Origin of the sequence: Micromonospora sp. NPDC051006 (assembly GCF_044456245.1) — a bacterium.
Classification (GTDB): Bacteria; Actinomycetota; Actinomycetes; order Mycobacteriales; family Micromonosporaceae; genus Micromonospora.
In genome coordinates this window covers 529,349-551,550 of the sequence record NZ_JBITFP010000001.1, presented here as the reverse complement: position 1 = coordinate 551,550, position 22,202 = coordinate 529,349, and the positions used below count along the sequence as shown (strand labels likewise).

The 22,202-nt window shown below is 73.1% G+C and carries 19 protein-coding genes; 14 read left to right on the top strand and 5 right to left on the bottom strand.

Translation table 11 applies throughout. The features are described 5' to 3' along the window. Positions 1–109 precede the first annotated feature (109 nt). The 5 genes from ACIBBA_RS02625 to ACIBBA_RS02605 all read left to right on the top strand — a co-directional run bounded on the left by ACIBBA_RS02625 (position 110) and on the right by ACIBBA_RS02605 (position 4,274). A complete protein-coding gene (locus ACIBBA_RS02625; protein WP_396693035.1) occupies positions 110–592 on the top strand; it encodes an SRPBCC domain-containing protein in 483 nt (160 codons plus the stop codon). 114 nt (positions 593–706) lie between these two features. Next, positions 707–1,960 carry a PQQ-binding-like beta-propeller repeat protein gene (locus tag ACIBBA_RS02620; RefSeq protein WP_396693033.1) on the top strand — a complete coding sequence of 418 codons (1,254 nt, stop codon included), beginning with the start codon at positions 707–709 and terminating at the stop codon, positions 1,958–1,960. Between the two features lie 133 nt (positions 1,961–2,093). Then, positions 2,094–2,555 (top strand): hypothetical protein, encoded by a 462-nt coding sequence (locus ACIBBA_RS02615; protein ID WP_396693032.1) that lies wholly within the window; start codon positions 2,094–2,096, stop codon positions 2,553–2,555. A gap of 59 nt (positions 2,556–2,614) precedes the next feature. Continuing rightward, entirely contained in the window at positions 2,615–3,154 is a 540-nt protein-coding gene (locus tag ACIBBA_RS02610; protein WP_396693030.1) for a hypothetical protein, read from the top strand. A 94-nt stretch (positions 3,155–3,248) separates the two neighbouring features. Continuing rightward, the gene (locus ACIBBA_RS02605; protein WP_396693028.1) at positions 3,249–4,274 is read left to right on the top strand and encodes a hypothetical protein; all 1,026 of its coding nucleotides are present in this window, start codon (positions 3,249–3,251) and stop codon (positions 4,272–4,274) included. Positions 4,275–4,326: 52 nt separating this feature from the next. On the opposite strand, the gene hisC is transcribed toward ACIBBA_RS02605, so the two are convergent. Genes hisC through hppD form a run of 4 tightly spaced genes read right to left on the bottom strand, consistent with a single transcriptional unit; the run spans position 4,327 to position 8,427 of the window. Next, positions 4,327–5,430 carry a histidinol-phosphate transaminase gene (gene hisC, locus ACIBBA_RS02600; protein ID WP_396693026.1) on the bottom strand — a complete coding sequence of 368 codons (1,104 nt, stop codon included), beginning with the start codon at positions 5,428–5,430 and terminating at the stop codon, positions 4,327–4,329. Next, positions 5,427–6,500, bottom strand: coding sequence for an RDD family protein (locus ACIBBA_RS02595; protein WP_396693024.1), 1,074 nt, complete (start codon positions 6,498–6,500; stop codon positions 5,427–5,429). The genes hisC and ACIBBA_RS02595 overlap by 4 nt, the downstream gene beginning before the upstream one ends. Further along, on the bottom strand, positions 6,497–7,210 hold the full coding sequence (locus ACIBBA_RS02590; RefSeq protein WP_396693022.1) for an RDD family protein: 714 nt from the start codon (positions 7,208–7,210) through the stop codon (positions 6,497–6,499). Before ACIBBA_RS02590 ends, ACIBBA_RS02595 begins: the two co-directional genes overlap by 4 nt. Before the next feature lie 11 nt (positions 7,211–7,221). Further along, a complete protein-coding gene (gene hppD, locus ACIBBA_RS02585; protein ID WP_396693020.1) occupies positions 7,222–8,427 on the bottom strand; it encodes a 4-hydroxyphenylpyruvate dioxygenase in 1,206 nt (401 codons plus the stop codon). A gap of 137 nt (positions 8,428–8,564) precedes the next feature. Here hppD and ACIBBA_RS02580 point away from each other — a divergent pair, with 137 nt between their 5' ends. The 6 genes from ACIBBA_RS02580 to ACIBBA_RS02555 all read left to right on the top strand — a co-directional run bounded on the left by ACIBBA_RS02580 (position 8,565) and on the right by ACIBBA_RS02555 (position 17,930). Beyond that, positions 8,565–9,053: an Lrp/AsnC family transcriptional regulator gene (locus tag ACIBBA_RS02580; RefSeq protein ID WP_350873486.1), complete on the top strand. Its 489-nt coding sequence runs from the start codon at positions 8,565–8,567 to the stop codon at positions 9,051–9,053. Positions 9,054–9,185: 132 nt separating this feature from the next. After that, positions 9,186–10,592 carry a PQQ-binding-like beta-propeller repeat protein gene (locus ACIBBA_RS02575; RefSeq protein ID WP_396693428.1) on the top strand — a complete coding sequence of 469 codons (1,407 nt, stop codon included), beginning with the start codon at positions 9,186–9,188 and terminating at the stop codon, positions 10,590–10,592. A gap of 146 nt (positions 10,593–10,738) precedes the next feature. Beyond that, positions 10,739–12,406: a fumarate hydratase gene (locus ACIBBA_RS02570; protein ID WP_396693017.1), complete on the top strand. Its 1,668-nt coding sequence runs from the start codon at positions 10,739–10,741 to the stop codon at positions 12,404–12,406. Between the two features lie 267 nt (positions 12,407–12,673). Next, positions 12,674–15,655 carry a BTAD domain-containing putative transcriptional regulator gene (locus tag ACIBBA_RS02565; RefSeq protein WP_396693015.1) on the top strand — a complete coding sequence of 994 codons (2,982 nt, stop codon included), beginning with the start codon at positions 12,674–12,676 and terminating at the stop codon, positions 15,653–15,655. 48 nt (positions 15,656–15,703) lie between these two features. After that, on the top strand, positions 15,704–17,113 hold the full coding sequence (locus ACIBBA_RS02560) for a class II fumarate hydratase (protein WP_357055801.1): 1,410 nt from the start codon (positions 15,704–15,706) through the stop codon (positions 17,111–17,113). A 430-nt stretch (positions 17,114–17,543) separates the two neighbouring features. Then, complete coding sequence (locus ACIBBA_RS02555) at positions 17,544–17,930, top strand: pyridoxamine 5'-phosphate oxidase family protein (RefSeq protein WP_396693013.1); 387 nt, start codon at positions 17,544–17,546, stop codon at positions 17,928–17,930. Between the two features lie 12 nt (positions 17,931–17,942). Here the strand turns inward: ACIBBA_RS02555 and ACIBBA_RS02550 are convergent, their stop codons facing one another. Beyond that, on the bottom strand, positions 17,943–18,488 hold the full coding sequence (locus ACIBBA_RS02550; protein WP_396693011.1) for a CGNR zinc finger domain-containing protein: 546 nt from the start codon (positions 18,486–18,488) through the stop codon (positions 17,943–17,945). Positions 18,489–18,574: 86 nt separating this feature from the next. Here ACIBBA_RS02550 and ACIBBA_RS02545 point away from each other — a divergent pair, with 86 nt between their 5' ends. The 3 genes from ACIBBA_RS02545 (at position 18,575) to ACIBBA_RS02535 (ending at position 22,097) form a co-directional block, all read left to right on the top strand. Next, the gene (locus ACIBBA_RS02545; protein WP_396693009.1) at positions 18,575–19,540 is read left to right on the top strand and encodes an EamA family transporter; all 966 of its coding nucleotides are present in this window, start codon (positions 18,575–18,577) and stop codon (positions 19,538–19,540) included. A gap of 13 nt (positions 19,541–19,553) precedes the next feature. Beyond that, positions 19,554–20,252 (top strand): HAD family hydrolase, encoded by a 699-nt coding sequence (locus ACIBBA_RS02540; protein ID WP_396693007.1) that lies wholly within the window; start codon positions 19,554–19,556, stop codon positions 20,250–20,252. A 135-nt stretch (positions 20,253–20,387) separates the two neighbouring features. Beyond that, on the top strand, positions 20,388–22,097 hold the full coding sequence (locus ACIBBA_RS02535) for a S8 family serine peptidase (protein WP_396693005.1): 1,710 nt from the start codon (positions 20,388–20,390) through the stop codon (positions 22,095–22,097). The last annotated feature ends 105 nt before the right edge of the window (positions 22,098–22,202 follow it).

Sequence of the window (22,202 nt, the reverse complement as noted above, 5' to 3'; positions counted from 1 at the left end):
CGCCGAGGCCGCCGGGCGTACCGACCGGGATCTCCCACCGGTGGATATTCCGCCCGGCGGTCCCCGAACCACGCTCACCCGGCGTACCGTCGAGGCCACGGGAGGTGGCATGTCGACGGTGGCGGTTACCCGGCTGATCGAGGCGCACGCCATCGATGTCTGGCGCCTCCTGACCGACCTGCCCGGCCGGGCCGGGCGAAACCTCGCCGGCCCGGTGGAGCTGCTCACCCCCGGCGTGTTCGGGCCGGGCACGGTCTGGCGCGAGCCGCGGTCCCAGCCTGACGGCAGCATCCTGGTCGAGGAGTTCTGCGTGGTCGAGGCGGTGCCGCCCCGGCTGCTGGTGCTCATCTCGTCCGGGGCCGGTGTCGACTACCGGATCACCTGGACGATGCGTGCCGCGCGGCGGCGGCGCAAGGGCTGCACCTCGGTGACCGTCACCCAGGAGGCCGTGCCGACCGCGCCGTACGGCCGGGTGGTCGCGCTGCTCCTCGGCGGGCTCGCCGCCCGGGCGGTGGAGCACGCGCTCCGGCGCGACCTCGCCGACCTCGCGGTCGCCGCCGAGCGGCCGGCCGGGGCCGTCGAGGCCGCCTGAGCTTCCCCCCGGCCCCGGAAGCCGCCCGCCCGGTCGGCTGCGCGTCGCCAGGCGCTCGACACCTGACCGGGCTCGGTCAGCCTCCGCTGGGTAGGGTGCCGGGCGGAGGTGCGCATGGGGTTCCCGAACGGCCGGCGACGCGTCGTGCTGGCGGTCGCGGTGCTGCTCGTCACCGCCGCGATCGCGGCGACGGTGTACCGGGTGCTCGCCCCAGCCGAGGTCAGCACCGTCGCCCGGGCCGGGTACCCGGCGGCCGCCCAGCCCGCCGTCGGCGTGATCGGTCGGCTGCCCGCGGCCCCGCTGATCGTGGACGGGCGGCTGCGGGTGTACGCCGCGCATCGCCAGGTCTACGCCGACCGGCCGGTCGACGGGCGGTACCGGACCAGCCCGTACTGGTCGTACCGGCGTTGGCCGGCCGAGCTGGTCGGGGTCGTGGCCAGTGGCACCACCGTGGTGAGCCGCTGGTCGGACGGGCGGCTGGTCGCATTGGACGCGCGGACCGGCGAGGTGGCCTGGCGCGCCGACGGCCCGGTCCCCGAGCGGAAGCCGGAGACCCGGCGCACCAGGGCGGCCATCGTGTGGGATCCGCCCGGGCTGTACCTGACCCGCGCCGCCGACGGCCGGGAGGTGCTGGTGGCGACCGGTGTCGGGAACGCGCGCGGCGTCGAGCTGGCGAGCGGGCGCGAACTCTGGCGGACCGGGGTCGCGACGGGCTGCCGTAGCGACGTCGGCACCACGCCGACGGGGCAGGTGGTGAGTGTGGACGGCTGTGCCGGAGCGGCCGTCGTCGAGTTCCGGGACGCGGCCACCGGCGCGGTGGCCAGCCGGTGGCGGCCGCCGGGCGCGGGCGACGAGTTGGTGGTCACTCCGGTGGGCTGCCAGACCGGGCGGTCCGGCTGCTCCGCGCTGCGTACGGCCGGTCCGGGGGACGCGGCGGGCCGGGGTTGGCTGGTCGGCGGTGGGCCGCCGGTGGCCGCGCCCGCGCTCGACGGGCTCGACACCCAGCTCGTCGGCGAGCAGGCGGTCGGGATCGTCGAGGGGGTGCTGGTCGGCCGGTCCGCCCGGACCGGAGCCCAGCTGTGGCGTCGCCCCGATCTCGGGCCGGGTCGGGTGATCGCGGTCCAGCCGGGCCGGGTGCACCTGCTCACCGATGCCCGGGACCTGGTCACGCTCGACCCCGCGACCGGGGCCGAGCGGTCCCGGTTCACGCTGACGGTCGGACAGGACGGCGCCGGCTACACGCCGGGGGCGGCGTACGCCGCGGACGGCTACGTGGCCGTCGAGCGGCTGCGGGAGCCGGTCGACCCGGCTGCGGACGACCAGGCCTTCTTCCTAACCTCCGAGCCGCTGGTACTGGCGGCGACCTGAACCGCTGGACACGCCTCCAGCTTGCTCGACAAATCGGACATAAGCTACTTATAGTCACACCCGTGCGACTCCTGGCAGCCCTGGTGGGCGTGATCGTCATTCTGATAAGCCCGCGCCGGCCGAGGCCGCGCCGGTGCTCCGGACCTTCCAGGTGGCCCTCACGCCGGGGGTCGACATCACCGTGCCGGCGTCGGTCAACCTCGGTGCCGGCGCCGTGGGCGGCACGCTCACCGGCCAACTCGGCTCGGTCGAGGTGACCGACTTCCGCGGCCCGATCAACCCGAACACCTGGGTGGCCACCGTCTCCGCAACCGTCTTCACCGCCGGGCCCGGCGGCGCCCAGCGCACCATCGCCAGGGACCGGATCTCGTACTGGTCCGGCCCGGCGACCCGGAGCACCGGCGGCGGGACCCTCGTCCCCGGTCAGCCCACGTCGGCGCAGGCCGTCACGCTGGCGGTGACCCGCGAAGCGTTCCGCAAGACGGCGGGCAGCGGCAACAACGCCGTCCGGTGGGCCCCCGCGATCCGGGTGACCATCCCCACCGGCATCGTCGCCGGGACCTACCGGGGAACAATCACCCACTCTGTAGCCTGAAGAGTGATTTGCCCGAATAGTCCCTGTTCATGGTCTTATGCCCTCTTACGGTCATCGTCATGAAGAAGCCACTTCTTGCCCTGACCGCCGCCGCGGCCGCCGTGGTGGCCCTGGCGACGCCGGCCGCTGCCGCGCCGACCGGCGACACCATCGTCACCTTCACCGTGGCTACCGCCGACCTGAACATCTCCGTCCCTTCCGCGGTGAACCTCGGTTCCGTGTTCTCCGGCGGCAACCTCACCGGCGAGCTGGGCACCGTCACGGTCACCGACCAGCGGGCCGCCCTGAGCGCCACCTGGGTCACCACCGTGTCGAGTGGCTCGTTCACCACCGGCAGCGGCACGCCGGCGGAGACCATCACCCCCAACCTGGTGGAGTACTGGTCCGGCGGACTGGTTAGCAGTACGGGCACGGGCTTCGTACCCGGCCAACCCACCGAGGCCGACCGGGTGAACCTGGGCGTGCCGCGGGTCGCCTTCTCGAAGACGTCGGGTACCGGCAACAACACCGCCAGCTGGGCTCCGGACATCCAGATCAGCGTCCCGGACACCGCCGTCGGTGGCACCTACTCGGGGGTGATCACCCATTCGGTGGCATGACCACATCCGCGCGCTCGCCCTGGTCGTGGCCTTCCTGGTCACGACCGGGGCGTCGGCGTCGGCCGCGGTACCCGGGCCGGCGCCCCGATCACCCGTGCTCGTCGAACCGGTCGTCCCCGAGGCCGACGTGCCGGCGGAGGAGACGACGGGAACGGGCACCGGCCGGGGAACGCCGACACCGCAGCCGGGCGGACCGGAGGTGACCGTCGGGATCCGGCTCCTCGACGCCCCGGTCGACCGGCGCGACGACACCCGGGCGCACAAGTACGTCGTCGACCACCTCAAGCCCGGCACCACCATCAAGCGCCGGGTCCTGGTCGAGAACGACTCCGAACTCCACCGGAAGGTGTCCCTCTACGCCGCCGCGGCCCGGGTCGGCGACAGCGGCTTCGAGTTCGCCCCGGACCGCACCGAGAACGAGCTGAGCAGCTGGATAACCGTCGAACCGGCCGAGGAGGCGCTGGCACCGGGTGAAGAGATCGAGGCTCTGGTGACCATCGAGGTGCCACGCAAGGCCGAGGCGGGCGAGCGCTACGCGGTCATCTGGGCCGAGGTGCCCGGCACGGACGACAAGAACGTGCAGAACATCGGCCGGGCCGGTATCCGGGTCTACCTCTCGGTGGGCCCCGGCGGCGAGCCGCCCTCGGGCTTCGAGGTCGGTCCGCTCACCGGCGGCCGGGAGAAGGACGGGACGCCGTTCGTCAGCGCCGAGGTCCGCAACACCGGCAAGCGCGCACTCGACCTGGCCGGTGAACTCTGGCTCAGCGACGGGCCGGGCGGCCTGGCCGCCGGGCCGGTGAAAGCGGAGGCGAAGACCCTACCGCTGGACGGCAGCACCACGATCCGGGTGCTGCTCGACCGTCGGCTGCCGGACGGGCCATGGGCGGCCAAGCTCGCCCTGGCCAGCGGCTGGACGAAGCGGACCGCCACCGGCACGGTCACCTTCGGCGGGGTCTCCGCCGCGGCGGCGGCCAGCAGCGAGGACCGCTCCGACGAGGTGCTCACGGGCGGCCTGGTCACCTCGGTGCTGGTGCTGGTGCTGGTGCTGGTGCTGGCGCTGTTCGCGGTCTACGCCCACCGGCGGCGGACCCGGATCCGGCAACCCGCGCCGGCCGCCTGATCGTCCGGTCCGGTCCGCGCATCGGGGAAGGCGGACCGGACCGGATCCGGCGTCAGGCCAGGGCGGCCTCGGCGGCGGCGAGGAAGGCGTCGTTCTCGGCCGGGGTGCCGATGGTGACCCGGACCCCGTCACCGGCGAACGGCCGGACGATCACACCGCGCGCCTCGCACGCCTTTGCGAACGGCACCGCGCGGTCGCCGAGCGGCAGCCACACGAAGTTGGCCTGGCTGGTCGGCACGTCCGGGACGAACTTGCGCAGCGCCTCGGTGATCCGGTCCCGCTCGGCGACGATCAGGGCGCACCGGCGCTGCACCTCGGCGGCCTGCTTGAGCGCGGCGAGCGCGCCGGCCTGGGCGGCCAGGCTCGCCGAGAACGGGGTGACCACCTTGCGGACGGCCGCCGCCACCTCGGGCTGGGCCACCAGGAAACCGATCCGCAGCCCGGCCAGGCCCCAGGCCTTGGAGAGGGTACGCAGCACCGCCACGTTCGGGCGGTCTAGGTAGGTCAGCCCGTCCGGCACGTCCGGGTCGGTGACGAACTCCCGGTACGCCTCGTCGATCACCACGAGCACGTCGTCGGGGACGGCGTCCAGGAAGCGGTCCAGCTCCGCCCGGCGGACGGCGGTGCCGGTCGGGTTGTTCGGGTTGCAGACCAGGACCATCCGGGTCCGGTCGGTCACCGCCGCCGCCATGGCGGCGAGATCGTGACCGTGGTCGGCGTCGTTGGGCACCCGCACGCTGGTCGCACCGCTGGTCGCCGCGATGATCGGGTACGCCTCGAACGAGCGCCACGCGTAGACCACCTCGTCGCCGGGGAGGCAGGTGGCCCGTACCAGGTGCTCGGCGAGCGCCACCGATCCACAGCCGGTGGCGATCCGGTCGGCGTCCACCCCGTACTTCTCGGCGAGCGCGTCGCGGAGGGCGACCACACCCATGTCCGGGTAGCGGTGCGCCCCGGCGGCGGCCTCGGCGACCGCCTCCACCACACCGGGCAGCGGGCCGTACGGGACCTCGTTGCTGGCCAGCTTGATCGCTTCCGGCAGGCCCAGCTCGCGGGCCAGATCGGCCGGGCTGCGACCGGGCACGTAACTGGGCAGCGCGTCCAGGTCGGCGCGGGTCAGTCGCGGCCCCGGCTGGTGACGTCCGGTGTCGGTCATGGAATGTCTCCCGAGGGGTCGGTGCGGTCGTCCGAGGTGGTGGAACCGGTGCTGCGGGGAACCTGCACGACCACGGTCCGCGCCCGCTTGTCGTGCAGCGCCTGGCGCAGCGGGTGGTCGAAGAGCGGGGAGAGCGCGTCGATCGCCTGGAGCAGCAGGCCGAGGCCGCAGCAGTACCAGAGCAGGGTGGGCACGCCGCCCAGGGTGTTCCAGCGGCGCAGCGCCGGGCCGAAGCCGAGCGGCTGGTCGGCGGCGAGCGGCACCGCCTTGATCCGCATCACCCGCTTGCCGAAGGTCTGGCCGGACGAGGCCATGGCGGGCACCTCGTAGGCCAGCCAGAGCCCGGCGGCGATCACCAGGATCACCACCTGGAGGAGGCCGGCCTGCTCGCCGGGCTGCGGCAGCCCGTCGGTGGAGGAGTTGCCGGCCAGCGCGCGGCGGAAGATCTCCCGCCAGTACGGCGCCAGCTCCTGGTAGAGCCGCCAGACGAACCAGCCGTTCACCACGACGTTCAGCGCGAGGAGGATGGCGAAGTCGATCAGGCGGGCGACCAGCCGGCTGCCGTACCCGGCCAGCGGCAGCCCGTGCGGCCGCGGCTCAGGCTGCCGTCCGGGCCAGCCCGGCGGCGCCCAGCCGGGCGGCGGCCCACCTTGCGGGCCGTAGCCGGGGCCGCCCGGCTGGCCGTAGCCGGGACCGCCTGGCTGGCCGTGGCCCGGCCCGCCCGGCTGGCCGTGGCCCGGCCCGCCCGGCTGGCCGTAGCCGGGACCGCCTGGCTGGCCGTAGCCCGGCACGCCTGGCTGGCCGTAGCCCGGTGGGGCCTGCCAGCCGGCAGTGGGTCCGGCGGTGGGCGGCGGGTAGCCCGGGCCGGTGGCTGCGGGCGGCGCCGAACCCGGCGACTGGCCGGGCGCGACCGGCTGCTCGACCGGCGGGGGCGGAGGCTCGACCGGCGGCGGACCGTCCGGTGGGGTGGCGTCGACGGGGATGGGCGCGCCGAGCCAGCCCTCGCCGTCCCAGTATCGCCGGGTCTCAGGATCGGCGGGATCGACGTACCAGCCGGGTTGCACACTCACGCAGACACCTTAACGACGACCGTGCCGGCGAACCTGTCGTGGAGGCACTGCTGCCAGGGCTTGTCCCAGAGCTGCCAGAGCCCGTCCAGGTAGCTGAGGCCCGGCACGAACGTGGCGGCCAGGTACTGCACGAGCCACCGCCGGCCGGCCATCCCCCGGTTGAGGGTCAGGCTGGGGTCGAGCGGCACCACCCGGATCCGCATCGCCTTCTTGCCGAGCGTCTGGCCGCCGCGCTTGAGGTATTCGACGTGGTAGAGCCAGTAGAACCCGAGCATCACGACCAGCAGCCCGAGCTCCGCCAGCAGCAGCGGGAGCATGACCTCGGTGACCATCGTGCCCGGGTCGGGCTGCGCGAGGGTGCCGTCCGGGTTGGTCCGGGTCATCTCGGTGAGCATGTTCCACCAGATCACCAGGAAGACCGGCATGAACAGCAGCATCGCCACCCCGCCCGCGATCGCGGCGTCGAGCAACCAGGCCAGCAGCCGGTCGACGAAGCTGGCCAGCGGCTGCCCGGCCGGGGTCAGCGTCGGAGGTGGCGCGGGATGGGGCGGCCCGGCATACGGGTGGTGCGGCGGCGGGTGCCCGGGCGGACCGTACTGCGGCGGGACCGTGTACGGCTGGGGTGCCGGACCGGCGGGGGGCGCGAAGCCGCCGGCGGTGGGTGGGGGCCCACCGGCCGGCGGCATCGGGTACGACGGGGGTTGCGTCACGCTGGCAAGTGTTACAGGTTGCCGCGGGCTTCCTGCTCCCGCTCGATGGCCTCGAAGAGCGCCTTGAAGTTGCCCTTGCCGAAGCCGAGCGAGCCGTGCCGCTCGATCAGCTCGAAGAAGACCGTCGGGCGGTCCTGCACCGGCTTGGTGAAGATCTGGAGCAGGTAGCCGTCCTCGTCCCGGTCGACCAGGATCTTGCGGGCCTTCAGCTCCTCGATCGGCACCCGCACCTGGCCGATCCGGGCGCGCAGCTCGGGGTCGTCGTAGTACGAGTCGGGGGTGTCGAGGAACTCGACGCCGGCGGCCCGCATCGCGTCGACGCTGGCCACGATGTCGTTGGTGGCCACCGCGATGTGCTGGGCGCCCGGGCCCTGGTAGAACTCCAGGTACTCGTCGATCTGCGACTTCTTGCGGGCGATCGCCGGCTCGTTGAGCGGGAACTTCACCTTGCGGGTGCCGTTGGCGACCACCTTGCTCATCAGCGCCGAGTAGTCGGTGGCGATGTCGTCGCCGACGAACTCGGCCATGTTGGTGAAGCCCATGACCCGCTTGTAGAACTCCACCCACTCGTCCATCCGGCCGAGCTCGACGTTGCCGACCACGTGGTCGACCGCCTGGAAGAAGCGCTTCGGCTGGGTGCCGGCGTCGATCATCGGCTGCCGGTCCACGATCGGGCCGCGGGCGACGAAGCCGGGCAGGAACGGGCCGGTGTAGCGGGACCGGTCGACGAGGGTGTGCCGGGTGTCCCCGTACGCGGCGATGGCGGCCATCCGGACGGTGCCGTGCTCGTCGCTGACGTCGTGCGGCTCGACCAGGCCGGTCGCACCCTGCGCGGTGGCGTGCGCGTACGCGGCGTCGACGTCCGGCACCTCCAGCGCGATGTCGCTGACGCCGTCGCTGTGCCGGGCGACGTGCTCGGCGCCGTCGGCGTCCGGCCGGACCGCGCCGGTCAGCACGAACCGGGCCGAACCGCTGGTCAGCACGTACTGGGCGTGGTCGCGGTAGCCCTGCTCCGGCCCGCGGTACGCCACGCACGTCATGCCGAACGCGGTCGAGTAGTAGTGCGCCGACTGCTTCGCGTTGCCGACCAGGAAGTGCACGTGGTCGAGGCCCTTGACCGGGAACGGGTCGTGGGTGATGTCGTGGTCGACGGCGCCGACGAGCCGGTCGGCGTCGACCTCCTCGGTCGACTGCGGTCGGTCGATAGCCTGGGTCATCGCGGCCTCCCTCGCGTACCGGCCGGCCTCGTGGGCCGCCGTGGTGGTTGTGTGGCGAGGATCGCCGGGCCGGGGCCAGGTGGGCAACTGTCCGGGTAATCGCTGGTCAGGTTGCACATTCGGTATGGTGGTCACCCGTGAATGGTGTGCAGGATGCACAGCTCGACGAGCTGGACGCGCGGTTGATCGAACTGCTCGCCGAGGAGCCGCGGATCGGTGTGCTGGAGTGCTCGCGCCGCCTCGGCGTGGCCCGGGGCACCGTCCAGGCGCGGCTGGACAAGCTGGTCGACCGGGGGGTGGTCCGCGGCTTCGGGCCGGACATCTCACCGGCGGCGATCGGGTTCGGGGTGACCAGCTTCGTGACCCTGGAGATCAGCCAGCGGCACGGGCACGACCCGGTCACCGCCCACCTGGCCGCCATCCCGGAGGTGCTGGAGGCGCACACCATCACCGGCTCCAGCGACCTGCTCTGCCGGATCGTGGCCCGGTCGAACACCGACCTGCAGCGGGTGATCGACCAGATCGTCTCCTCCGCGGGGATCACCCGCGCCTCGACGATCATCGCGCTGGCCGAGCAGATTCCCTATCGCACGCTCCCGCTGGTCCGGTCTGCCGTCCGCCGGTGACCGCCGGTCCCCGATAACACCTCTTCGCGCAGAAAGCGCGGCGACACGGCGGCGCGCGTGCCCGACGCGTCGTTGATCGTGGCTACCGTGTGCGTGTGGCGAAGGGGAGCGGCCTTGAGAACGCGTAGCGTGTTGCTGCTCGCGTTGATCGCGGTCATCGCTCTCGCGGCTACCGGGGTCTGGAACCCCTTCCCGGCGATGTGGGACTGGGTGGACCGGAGCGAGCCCATCTCCGAGCCGGACGTGGTCTGGCAGCAGCGCATCGGCGGCACCCCGAAGAGCGTCACCTTCGCCGGCGACGCCGTCGTGGTCGAGCAGCGCACCCGCGTCGAGGCGCGCGCCCTGGCCACCGGCGACCAGCTCTGGGAGCGCAAGGCGGACTGGGCGGCGGTCGCCGGCGCCGACCGGAACTCGGTCGTCGTCGTGGGCAAGCTGCTGGTCAAGGGGTACGAAGTGCTCGACCCGACGACCGGGGTGACCCGGCGGCGGGACGACGACGCGGTGGCCGTCTGGACGTACCGCAACATGTTGTTCGACGCCCGCTGCACCGAGCCGACCGACTGCACCCTGAGCGCCTGGGACGCGCGCGGCACCGCGCCACTGTGGACGGCCTTCCTGCCCGGCGTCGGCAGCGGCCTCTTCGCCGACAACCCGGGGCTGCGCGGCACCCGCCGGCTCACCGCTCCCCGGATCGAGGACGGGATCGCCGGCCCGGAGCCGGTGCCGCCGCTGCTCGGCTTCCCGGTCGACGGCCGGGTGCACGTGGTGGACACCGCCACCGGCGCGGTGCTGCAGAACGTCGAGCCCGGCCGCGAGGAGCGGCTCTCGGTGGTCGGCGGTCGGCTGCTGCGGATCAGCGCCCGATCCCAGGACGGCAGCTGCTACTTCGCGATCTCCGGCCGGGATCCGGCGACCGGGCAGGAGGTCTGGCAGCGGTCCGGGATCAACCTGCGTACCGCCGACAACGCCGGCTGCCCGCAGCGGGAGGACCCGCAAGGCGCGCGGAACGTGCTGGTCGGCGTCGCGCCGGACGCCCGGGAGGCGGTGCTCGACGGCTACGATGGGCGGCTGCTCTGGGTCGGCGAGGCGGGGCAGAAGCTGATCGCGGTCGACGACCGGTACGCGCTGGTCCGGGCGGGCGACCAGCGTTCGGTGGCGGCCCGCGGGCTGGGCACCGATCGGGTGCTCTGGACCCGACCGGCCGGTGGCAAGGCGGGAGCGGCGCTCACTCCCTACGCGGCGGTGATCGCCGACGAGAAGCCGTCCCGGCTGGTCGCCCTCGACCCGCGCAACGGTCGGGAGCTGGCCGTGCTGCGCACCTCCGCGAACGCGCTGGCCGTCGGTCCCACCGGCATGATCATCGGCGAGGGGCGGGAGATCGGGTACGTCCGCTTCGGTGGCGCCGCGGTCGACCCCGCCCCACCCGGCAACGGCGGCGTCCCGGGCTCGGGCGGCACGAACCCGCCGCCCGGCGACGACAGCACCTGCGGGCCGAAGCGTGAACTCTGCCCCGATCCGGCCGGCGGCACGGACGGCTGACCGGGTCGCGGCGTTCCGCGCCGGGGCGGGACGGCCCGGCCGGGGCGGGTCGCGATGCGCGCGCACCTGGGCCGGATGAGAGCGGCGTCCCAGCGGGCACCCGGCGGGTGGGAATGATCGACCGGTCTGCCCTAGGCTTTCCGCTCATGAGCAGTGCCGCCGCCTTCTCGTACGCCCCCCTGCTGCCGACCGGCCCCGACCAGACGGAGTACCGCCTGGTCACCGACGAGGGCGTCGACGTCGTACACGGTCCGGGAGGTCGCCGGTTCCTCACCGTGGAGCCGGCCGCGCTCACCGCGCTGACCGCCGAGGCGATGCATGACATCGCGCACTACCTGCGCCCCGCGCACCTGGCCCAGCTGCGGTCGATCATCGACGACCCGATGGCCTCGCCGAACGACCGCTTCGTTGCGCTCGACCTGCTGCGCAACGCCAACATCGCCGCCGGCGGCGTGCTGCCGATGTGCCAGGACACCGGCACCGCGATCGTGATGGGCAAGCGCGGCCGGCACGTGCTGACCGACGGCGCCGACGCCGAGGCGATCTCCCGGGGCGTGTTCCAGGCGTACACCAGGCTCAACCTGCGTTACTCGCAGCTTGCCCCGCTGACCATGTGGGACGAGCGGAACACCGGTAGCAACCTGCCGGCCCAGGTGGAGCTGTACGCCGAGGACCCGGACGGCCACCCGGACGCGTACAAGTTCCTCTTCATGGCCAAGGGCGGAGGCTCGGCCAACAAGTCGTACCTCTACCAGGAGACCAAGGCGCTGCTGAACCCGACGCGGATGATGCAGTTCCTGGAGGAGAAGCTGCGACTGATCGGCACGGCGGCGTGCCCGCCGTACCACCTGGCCATCGTCATCGGCGGCACCTCCGCCGAGTACGCGCTGAAGACCGCCAAGTACGCCAGCGCCAAGTACCTCGACGCGCTGCCCACCTCCGGCTCGATGACCGGGCACGGCTTCCGGGACGTGGAGCTGGAGGCCGAGGTGCTGGAGCTGACCCGCAACTTCGGCATCGGCGCGCAGTTCGGTGGCCGCTACTTCTGCCACGACGTCCGGGTGGTCCGGCTGCCCCGGCACGGAGCGTCCTGCCCGGTGGCGATCGCCGTCTCCTGCTCCGCCGACCGGCAGGCGGTCGCCAAGATCACCCCGTCGGGCGTCTGGCTGGAGCGACTCGAGACCGACCCGGCGCGCTTCCTGCCGGACGTCACCGACGAGACGCTCGACGCCGAGACGGTCGTCAAGGTCGACCTGAACCGGCCGATGGACGAGATCCGCGCCGAACTGTCCAAGTACCCGGTGAAGACCCGGCTCTCGCTGACCGGCCCGCTGGTGGTGGCCCGGGACATCGCCCACGCCAAGATCGCCGAGCGGCTGGACGCGGGTGAGCCGATGCCGCAGTACCTGCGCGACCACGCCATCTACTACGCCGGCCCGGCCAAGACCCCCGAGGGTTACGCCTCCGGCTCGTTCGGCCCGACCACGGCGGGGCGGATGGACGCGTACGTGGAGAAGTTCCAGGCCGCCGGCGGCTCGCAGGTGATGCTCGCCAAGGGGAACCGCTCCGCCCAGGTGACCCGCTCCTGCCAGCAGCACGGCGGTTTCTACCTCGGCTCGATCGGCGGCCCGGCGGCCCGACTCGCCCAGGACTGCATCCGCCACGTCGAGGTGCTCGAATACGCCGAGCTGGGCATGGAGGCGGTCTGGAAGATCGAGGTGGAGGACTTCCCGGCCTTCATCGTGGTCGACGACAAGGGCAACGATTTCTTCGCCGAGGTCACCAAGCCGGTGCTGACGGTCGGCCGCCGCTGACCTGCCGCGTCAGTGCACAAAGGGCGCTGGGCTTCCGCCCGGCGCCCTTTTCGTCTGCCGGAGCCGCGACGGTCGACGTCGGTGCGCCCGCCACCTCTGGGCTGCGGGCGCACCGCCCCCGTCGGACGCCAACACACTGACGCCCCGCAAGGAGTCTGGCCTCAGTAGCTGCCGAACCGCTCTCACATCGCTATCACCGGCCGGGGACCAACTGTCACCGTCGGGCTACCCTGCTGAGAAGTTGCACCTGTAGTGCGGGGAGAGTAGATGCGGTTCGGGATCCTGGGGCCCCTGCGGGTCGGCGGTGGCGACGCCACCGTCACCGCGGGTCGCGACCGGACCGTGCTCGCCATGCTGCTGCTGCGCTCCGGTCGGATCGTGCCGGTGGAGGAGCTGGTCGACGCCGTCTGGGAGGAGCGGCCGCCAGCCACCGCCCGCGCCCAGTTGCAGACCTGCGTGTCCCGCCTGCGCCGCCGCTTCGTCCAGCTCGACGTGCCGCCGCAGACCATCGTCACCGACCCGGTGGGCTACGCGGTCCGGATCGGGCCGGACGAGTTGGACGCCGACGTCTTCGCCCGCGGCGTCGACGTCGCCCGCGCGGCGCTCGCCGCCGGTCAACTCGCCGAGGCCCGCCGGCACTTCCGCGGGGCGTTGGCCCTCTGGCGTGGCCCGGCGCTCAGCGGGATCCCGAGCCGGAGCGTGCGGCGCCGGGCGCAGGCCCTCGACGAACACCGGCTCGCCGCGCTGGAGGAGTGCGTCGACATCGAGCTGCGCCTCGGGCACGCGGCCGAGCTGCTCGACGAGCTGACCGAGAGCGTCGACCAGCACCCGCTGCGCGAACGGCTGCGCGCCCAGTTGATGCTCGCCCTCGCCGCGGTCGGCCGACAGGCCGAGGCTCTCGCCGTCTACCGCGACGGCCGGCGGCTCTACGCCGACGAACTGGGCATCGAGCCCGGCGCCGCGCTGCAGGAGCTGCACCAGCGGGTACTCGCCGGTGACCTGGCCCTGTCCGCACCGGAGCGGCTGCCGGCCGCCCCGGTCCGCTGCCTGCCCCGGGCGATCAGCGACTTCACCGGCCGGCAGGAGACACTGGCCCGGCTGGTGAAGGAGATCGACGAGGACCACACGTCGGTCCAGCTCATCGACGGCATGGCGGGCAGCGGCAAGACCACCCTGGCGATCCACCTCGCCACCGCGCTCGTCGAGCGCTACCCCGATGCGCACCTCTTCATCGACCTGCACGGGCACAGCGAGCGTGAACCGGTGTCCCCGGCGGCGGCGCTCGCCGCGCTGCTGCGCCAGCTCGGCGTGCCCGGTGAGCGGATCCCCGTCGACGAGGACGAGCGGGCCGCTCTGTGGCGCAGCGAGCTCGCCGATCGGCGGGCCGTGGTGGTGCTGGACAACGCGGCGAGCGCCGGCCAGGTGGCGCCGCTGCTGCCCAGCGGTCGGGGCACCCTGACGCTGATCACCAGCCGACGGCGGCTGACCGGGCTGGACGAGGGGCGGCCGTCGTCGCTCGCGGTGCTCGACCCGGACGAGGGGCTGGAGCTGCTGGCGAAGGTGGTCGGCGTCGAACGGGTGGCCGCCGAGCCGGAGGCCGCCGCCGAGGTGGTCCGCCGGTGCGGATACCTGCCGCTGGCGATCCGGCTCGCCGGGGCCCGGCTGGCGCACCGGCCCCGATGGCGGATCGCCGACCTCGCCGCGCGGCTCGCCGGCGGGCGGGACGCCCTCACCGAGCTGGTGGCCGGCGAGCGCTCCGTCGGCAGGGCCTTCGCCCTGTCGTACGCGCAGGTGACCCCGCCCGCGCAGCGGATGTTCCGACTGCTCGGGCTGCACCCCGGGCCGCGGTTCGACAACCGGGCGGCGGCCGCGCTGGCCGACGTGTCGCTCGCCGAGGCGCAGGACCTGCTCGACGAGCTGGTCGACGCGCATCTGGCGGAGGAGACCGAGCCGGGACGGTTCCGCTTCCACGACCTCGTCCGTGACCACGCCCAGCAGCTGATCGCCGATCCGGCGGTCGCTGCCGAGCGGTCCGCCGCGGTCGAGCGGATGCTCAACGTCCACCTGCACCTGGTCGCGGCGGCAGCGCGTCAGCTCAACCGGTCGACGACGACCGCGCCGTTTCCGGTGCCCCCGCCGCTGCGGGCGGACCTGATCGAGACGGGCGCCTCGCCGGGCATCGAGTGGCTCGACGAGCACCGCTTCAGCATCGCCGCCATGGTCCGGCTCGCCGAGCAGGAGGGCCGGGCAGCCTACTGCTGGCAGCTCGCCTACGCCGGGTGGAGCTACTGGTACTCGCACGGCCATCTGGATGAGCTGATCGAGATCCACTCGACCGGGCTGCGGGCCGCGGAGCGGCTGGGCGACGAGGCCGCGATAGCGACGATGCACAACTACCTCGCGTCGGGCTATCACCGCCAGGCCCGCTACGGCGACGCGGTGGCGTCCATGGAGATCGCCCTCCGGCTACGGGAGCGGCTGGGCGACCGGGTGGGTCTGGCCGGCGCCCACAAGAACCTGGCGGCACTCAAGTCCCTCATCGGCAACGCCACGGTCGCCCTGCGGCACCTGGACGAGGCGCTGGCCATCCTTCGCCGGGAGGGACACGAGGCGGGCGTCGTCGCGGTCTTCACCAACCAGGCATCCATCCTGCTGACCGCCGGTCGGTCGGCCGAGGCGCTCGCCGTCGCCCACCGGCAACTGCTGCTGTCCCGCACCCACGGCACGCTCTACGACACGGTGAACGCGATGGGGCATGTGGCGATCGCCCGGACCCGGCTCGGGCACGGCGAGCCGGCCGTCCGCCGGTTGACGGTCGCGCTCGCGATGAAGCGTCGGCTCGGCAACTGGTACGGCGTCGGCGAACTGCTCAACGAGATCGGCGCCCTGGAGCGGGCGGGCGGCCACCCGGAGGTGGCGCTGGACCGGCACCGGGAGGCGCTGGTCGCGATGATCGAGGCGGGCGACCGGGGCGGGCAGTGCGCGTCGCGGAACCTGCTGGCGCGGGCGTTGCTCGCGGCGGGGGATCCCGGTAGCGCGTTGGACCTGCATCGACGGGTGCTGGCGGACGCCACCCGGTTGGATGTCCGGCACGAGCAGGCGCGGGCGCTGGACGGGATCGCCCGCTGCCTGCGGGAGTCGGACCCGGTCGCCGCGCGGGCTCACTGGACCCGTGCGCTGGCGTTGTTCCGGCAGGTCGAGGCGCCGGATCGGGACGAGGTCGAGCGCCTCCTCGCCGAGTTGGACTGACCCGGGCGTGCGCGCGATCACCTGCACGTCGGCGGACGGCGCGGCAGGATGGTACGTGTGACGACTCCAGAGGCGACCGGCTACCGGATCGAACGCGACTCGATGGGTGAGGTGGAGGTGCCGGCCGACGCGCTGTGGCGGGCGCAGACACAGCGCGCGGTGCAGAACTTCCCGATCTCCGGTCGGGGGATCGAGCCGGCCCAGATCCGGGCGCTGGCCCAGATCAAGGGCGCGGCGGCCGAGGTCAACGGTGAGCTGGGCGTGATCGACGCGAACGTGGCGGCGTCGATCGTCGCCGCCGCCGCGCACGTGGCCGACGGCGGCTACGACGACCAGTTCCCGATCGACGTGTTCCAGACCGGCTCGGGCACCTCGTCCAACATGAACACCAACGAGGTGATCGCCACCCTGGCCGGCCGGGAGCTGGGCCGCGACGTGCATCCGAACGACGACGTGAACGCCTCACAGTCCAGCAACGACGTCTTCCCGTCCTCGATCCACCTGGCCGCCACCCAGGCCGTGGCGCACGATCTGCTGCCGGCGCTGACCCACCTGGCCGAGGCGCTGGAGAGCAAGTCGGCCGAGTTCGAGACCGTGGTGAAGGCCGGGCGTACCCACCTCATGGACGCCACCCCGGTGACCCTCGGCCAGGAGTTCGGCGGCTACGCCGCACAGGTCCGCTACGGGATCGAGCGACTGGAGGGTGCGTTGCCCCGGCTGGCCGAGCTGCCGTTGGGCGGCACTGCGGTGGGCACCGGCATCAACACCCCGCTCGGCTTCGCCGCCGCGGTCATCGAGAAGCTGCGCGAGTCGACCGGGCTGCCGCTGACCGAGGCGCGTAACCACTTCGAGGCGCAGGGCGCGCGGGACGCGCTGGTGGAGACCTCCGGGCAGCTGCGCACCATCGCCGTCGGGCTCTACAAGATTGCGAATGACATCCGCTGGATGGGCTCCGGCCCCCGCGCCGGTCTGCGGGAGCTGCGCATCCCCGACCTCCAGCCCGGCTCGTCGATCATGCCGGGCAAGGTCAACCCGGTGGTCGCCGAGGCGATGCGGCAGGTCTGCGCCCAGGTCATCGGCAACGACGCCACGGTCGCCTTCGCCGGCTCCCAGGGTGACTTCGAGCTCAACGTCATGCTGCCGGTGATGGGCCGCAACCTGCTGGAGTCGATCCGGCTGCTCTCCGCGTCCAGCCGGCTCTTCGCCGACCGGCTGGTGGTCGGCCTGGTCGCGGACGCCGAGGTCTGTCTGGCGTACGCCGAGGGCTCGCCGTCGATCGTCACCCCGCTCAACCGGTACGTCGGGTACGACGAGGCCGCCTCGATCGCCAAGGAGGCGTTGGCCAAGCAGACCTCGATCCGCGAGGTGGTGATCGCCCGGGGGCACCTGGACAGCGGCAAGCTCTCCGAGACCCAGCTCGACGAGGCGCTCGACCTGCTCCGGATGACCCACCCCTGAGCCGGCGGGCGCTCAGCCGTGCGGGCCGTCCTCCGGCCGGCGCAGCCCGATCCGGGGCGCCCAGGCCAGGAAGCGCCGTCGTGCGGGTTGAGCTGATAGAGGTCGGCGACCGCGTCGTGCCGGGCATGGGCGCCCCTCCTCTCGAGCTGAGTCGTCCGCGTCATCACCCGGCGGGCCACGAGAGCCCAGTGATCAAGAGGTTCGCGTCATCGAGGAGATCGAACTTGACGCGAACCTCTTGATCAACGCGCCGTCGGCTCCTTCGCAGCCTTGGGTCGGGGCCAGTACGGTCGGAAGTGTTTCCGATCGGCTGGAGGGCGGCTGGCGATGACGGGTGGGCAGACGACGCCGGCGGCGTTCCTGCTGGCGGAGCTGCGCCGGGCCCGCGGCGCGGTCTTCGTGGCCGCGCCGCCGCGCTGACGTGACCGCCGTGCCCGACGCGGAGGTGCTGGCCCGGATCGACCGGGAGCGGGTGGTGTGGCTGTGCACGCTGCGGCCGGACGGCTCGCCGCACCTGACGCCGGTCTGGTACCTCTTCCTCGACGGGCAGTGGTGGGTGGGCACGGCCGAGCGGAATCGCAAGGTCCGCAACGTCGCCGCCGATCCGCGGGTGTCGCTCGCGCTGCCGGGCGGGGACGCCCCGGTAGTCGCCGAGGGGCATGCCGCCGTGCTGCGCCCGCCGTTCCCCGCCGAGGTGATCGCCGGCTTCCGCCAACGGTACGACGGCTGGGACATCACCGCGGGCGCGCCGGACGGCCCCTACCTGCTGTTCCGGATCACCGTCACCCGCTGGCTGCTGACCGGGCGGGCCCGCTGACGGCCGGCCGGCTCACTGCCGACCGGCGGCCTTGCGCGCCCGGTAGGCGGTGACGGCGGCCCGGTTGCCGCAGCCCGCCTCGCAGAACCGGCGGGACCGGTTCCGGGAGAGGTCCACCAGCACGTTGTCGCAGTCGGGGTGATCGCAGATCCGCAGCCGGCTCAGCTCGTCGCTGCGGACCAGGTCGGCGACGGCCATCGCCGCCTCGACCGCCATCCGGGTGGCCAGCGGCGCGTCCCGGGGCACGGCGTGGAAGTGGTAGGGCTCGTCGTCGTGCGTGATCAGCTGCGGCAGCGCGTCGTTCTCCCGAAGCAGGCCGTTGACGATGGCGACGATCTCGTCGGTGTCGGCCTCCCAGATCCGGCGCAGGCGGGGGCGCAGCTCGCGTACCGAATCCAGCTCGGCCCGGGTGTGCTCGTGGCGTCCGGTGTAGGCGTGCGTCAGATAGAACTCGTCCAGCGCGGCGACGTCGGGCAGCCCCTCCCCGTCGCTGCCGCCGGTGTTGACCAGCGCGGTGGCGGCGGTCAGCGAACACTCGGTGTCATGGGCGAAAAGCAACTTGACTCCTGTCGGGGTGGCCGCCTAGCGTCATCGGTATACCCATAGTTTGCCCATGACCGCCCCGCCGTGCCAAGGAGCGCCCGATGCATCAACCACCCGCCGCCGGGCTCGGCCTCGGTCTCGCGCTGCTCTCGGCGGTCACCTTCGCCACCTCCGGCACCTTCGCCCGCTCGCTGATCGAGGCCGGCTGGTCGGCGCCGTCGGCCGTGATCGCCCGGGTCGGGATCGCCGCCGTGGTGGTGGCGGTGCCGGCGGCGCTCTCGCTGCGCGGCAAGTGGCACGTGCTGCGGCGCAACCTCAGCGTCGTCGGGGTCTTCGGCCTGCTCGGCGTGGCGCTCGCCCAGGTCTGCTTCTTCAACGCGGTGCGCTACCTGCCGGTCGGCGTCGCCCTGCTGCTGGAATACCTCGGCATCATCCTGGTGGTGGCCTGGACGTGGCTGGTCCACGGGCAGCGTCCCCGCCGGCTGACCGTGGCCGGGTCGGTGGCCGCTCTGGCCGGGCTGGTCTTCGTCCTCGACCTCACCGGCGCCGGCCGGCTCGACCCGGTGGGTGTGCTCTGGGGGCTGGGCGCCGCCGTCGGGCTGGCCGGTTACTTCGTGCTCGCCGGCCGGGTCGACGCCGAGCTTCCGTCGGTGGTCCTGGCCAGCGGCGGAATGGCCGTCGGCGCCGCCGCCCTGCTCGCGCTCGGCCTGGTCGGGGTGCTGCCCCTGCACGCGAGCTTCGGCACCGTCGAGTTCGCCGGTCAGGAGACCAGCTGGCTGGTGCCGATCGCCGGCCTGTCCCTGGTCGCGGCCGTGGTCGCGTACCTGACCGGGATCGCCGGGGCGCGGATCCTCGGCCCCCGACTGTCGTCGTTCGTCGGGCTCACCGAGGTCATGTTCGCGGTCTTGATCGCCTGGCTGGTGCTCGGCGAACTGCCCACCGTGGTGCAGCTCTTCGGCGGTGCGCTGATCATCGCCGGCGTCGCGCTGGTCCGCCTCGCCGAACTGCGCGAAGGCCGGACGGCGACGGACGCCGACCGGGAGCCGGTGCTCGCCGGCGACCGGTGAGATTCTTCTCGGCGTGCTGACCACCGTTGTCTTCGACGCCGACGAGACCCTGCTCGACCTGCGGCCGGCGGTGACCGGCGGGCTGGTGGCCGTACTCGAGGAGATGCGGCGGCTGACCCCGGCGGCGGCCGGGGTGTCGCTCGCGGACGTGGAGTCGGACTGGGGTGCGGTCTTCGGCGAACTGAGCGCCGCGCCGGTCATGGAGATCCGCCGGGCGGCGCTGGCCCGCTCGCTGGCCCGGGCCGGGCTCGAAGCGCACCTGGACGACATCGCCGCGCTCTTCTTCGCGCGGCGGTTCGCGCTCACCCGACCGTTTCCGGACGTGCTGCCCGCGCTGGCGGCACTGCGCCGGCGCTGGACGTTGGGCTTCGCCACCAACGGCAACAGCCGCGCCGAACGCTGCGGGCTCGCCGGCGAGTTCAGCTTCGAGTTGTACGCGCACGAGAACGGGCTGCCCAAGAAGCCGGCGCCGGAGTTCTACGCCGCGGTGGTCGCGGCGGCCGGCGGTCCGGCGTCGCAGGTGGTCTACGTCGGCGACTCGATCGAGCACGACGTGCGGGGGCCGCAGCGCGCCGGCCTGCGCGCCGTCTGGCTCAACCGCCTCGGCCTGCCGCGTCCGCCGGGCCTGGTCCCGGACGGCGAGGTGTCCACCGTGGCGGAGCTGTCGCAACTGCTGGCCGCTCTGGACGATCGCGAGACTGCCAGCGGATGACGGTGGTTCCCCGGTGGACCTCCGCGCCAGCCGGCGTGAAGGTGGCTGCCCTTGGCCTGGGACTGTCGTGTGGCGGAATTCCCGCCGGTGCGGTGTGATGGCTGGCACGTTTCCGCAACGGAAGGACTCGATGTGGTGAGCAGACGCTTCACCGCCGGTGCCGTCGCCACGACGGCGGTGCTGGCCCTCACGGTCACCGGGCTGGGGGTGCCCGCGGGCGCCGCCCCGACCAGCTCCCGGACGTTCACCGTGGTCGCCGAGGACGGCGTCGGCGCGGACGCGGCGATCGCCGCGATCCGGGCGGCCGGCGGCACGGTCACCGCCCGGACCGACGAGGTCGGCCTCTACCAGGTGCGCAGTGACCGGGCCGACTTCGCCGCCAAGGCGACCGCCGCCTCCGCGCTGATCGGCGCCGCCGAGCAGAAGGCCATCGGCCGCAAGCCGAAGCTCGACCTGGTCGAGCAGGAGCACCTGCTGGCCGCCGCGAAGACCAAGGGTGCCGCCGACCGGCGCGGCAAGAAGCTCGACCCGCTGGACGACAAGCTCTGGGGCCTGGAGATGATGCGGGCCGACCGGGCCCGCAAGGTGGAGCCCGGCGACCGTCGGGTCACCGTCGGCGTCCTGGACACCGGCGTCGACGCCAGCAACCCGGACATCGCCCCGAACTTCAACTGGTCGCTGTCGCGCAACTTCGCCCCCGACCTGGTGGACGTCGACGGCCCGTGCGAGGTGCCCAGCTGCCTCGACGCGGTCGGCACCGACGACGGCGGGCACGGCACCCACGTGGCCGGCACCATCGGCGCCGCGGCCAACGGCTTCGGCCTCTCCGGGGTGGCGCCGAACGTGTCCCTGGTGGAACTCAAGGGTGGCCAGGACTCCGGGTACTTCTTCCTGGACCCGGTGGTCAACGCGCTGCTCTACGCCGGCAAGTCCGGGCTCGACGTGGTGAACATGTCGTTCTACGTGGACCCCTGGCTCTACAACTGCACCGCCAACCCGGCCGACTCGCCGGCGGACCAAGCCGAGCAGCGGGCCATCATCAAGGCGATGAAGCGGGCGCTGACCTACGCCCACAACCGGGGCGTCACCCTCGTCGGCGCGCTCGGCAACAACAACGAGGACCTCGGCAACCCGCGGGTGGACGAGACGAGCCCCGACTACGGCGCCGACCCGTACCCGCGGCCGATCGACAACGAGAGCTGCTGGGACCTGCCCGCCGAGGGCCCGCACGTGATCGGCGTGTCGTCGGTCGGCCCGTCCGGCAAGAAGGCCGACTACTCGAACTACGGCACCGAGCAGATCTCGATCGCCGCGCCGGGTGGCTGGTTCCGGGACGGCTTCGGCACCGACACGTTCCGCACCCCGGCCAACATGATCCTCTCGACGTACCCGAAGAAGGTGCTCCAGGAGGAGCCGATCTCGGCCGACATCCCGGACCCCCGGGTGGACGCGGACGGCAACATCGACCCGCGGATCGCCAACGAGGTCTTCAAGCAGTGCAAGCCGAACGGTGAGTGCGGCTACTACACCTACCTGCAGGGCACCTCGATGGCGTCGCCGCACGCCGCCGGCGTCGCCGCGCTCATCGTCAGCCGCTACGGCAAGGCCGAGGGCCGCGGCGGCTTCGGCATGTCGCCCGACCTGGTCGAGCAGCACCTCTACCGGACGGCGGCCGAGCACGCCTGCCCCGAGCCGCGGCTGCAGCAGTACCGCAACGAGGGCCGGGACGAGACCTTCGACGCCTACTGCGCCGGTGGACTCAACTTCAACGGCTTCTACGGCTACGGGATCGTCGACGCGTACGCCGCGGTGACCACCCCGCTCAAGCCGAACGCCCGCCCGTAACGCGCCTCCCCGTCGGGGCCCGGTCGACCACTCGACCGGGCCCCGCCCGCGTGATCGACCCGTCCCGTGCGTCGCCGTGCTTGATCGACTCCATGTCGGCGACCT

Bases quoted from the DNA above. Each gene is read 5' to 3' on its own strand.
- ACIBBA_RS02620 (WP_396693033.1), top strand. From the start codon at position 707: ATGGGGTTCCCGAACGGCCGGCGACGCGTCGTGCTGGCGGTCGCGGTG.
- ACIBBA_RS02560 (WP_357055801.1), top strand. From the start codon at position 15,704: ATGGTACGTGTGACGACTCCAGAGGCGACCGGCTACCGGATCGAACGC.
- ACIBBA_RS02610 (WP_396693030.1), top strand. From the start codon at position 2,615: ATGAAGAAGCCACTTCTTGCCCTGACCGCCGCCGCGGCCGCCGTGGTG.
- ACIBBA_RS02565 (WP_396693015.1), top strand. From the start codon at position 12,674: ATGCGGTTCGGGATCCTGGGGCCCCTGCGGGTCGGCGGTGGCGACGCC.
- ACIBBA_RS02545 (WP_396693009.1), top strand. From the start codon at position 18,575: ATGCATCAACCACCCGCCGCCGGGCTCGGCCTCGGTCTCGCGCTGCTC.
- hppD (WP_396693020.1), bottom strand. From the start codon at position 8,427: ATGACCCAGGCTATCGACCGACCGCAGTCGACCGAGGAGGTCGACGCC.
- ACIBBA_RS02570 (WP_396693017.1), top strand. From the start codon at position 10,739: ATGAGCAGTGCCGCCGCCTTCTCGTACGCCCCCCTGCTGCCGACCGGC.
- hisC (WP_396693026.1), bottom strand. From the start codon at position 5,430: ATGACCGACACCGGACGTCACCAGCCGGGGCCGCGACTGACCCGCGCC.
- ACIBBA_RS02625 (WP_396693035.1), top strand. From the start codon at position 110: ATGTCGACGGTGGCGGTTACCCGGCTGATCGAGGCGCACGCCATCGAT.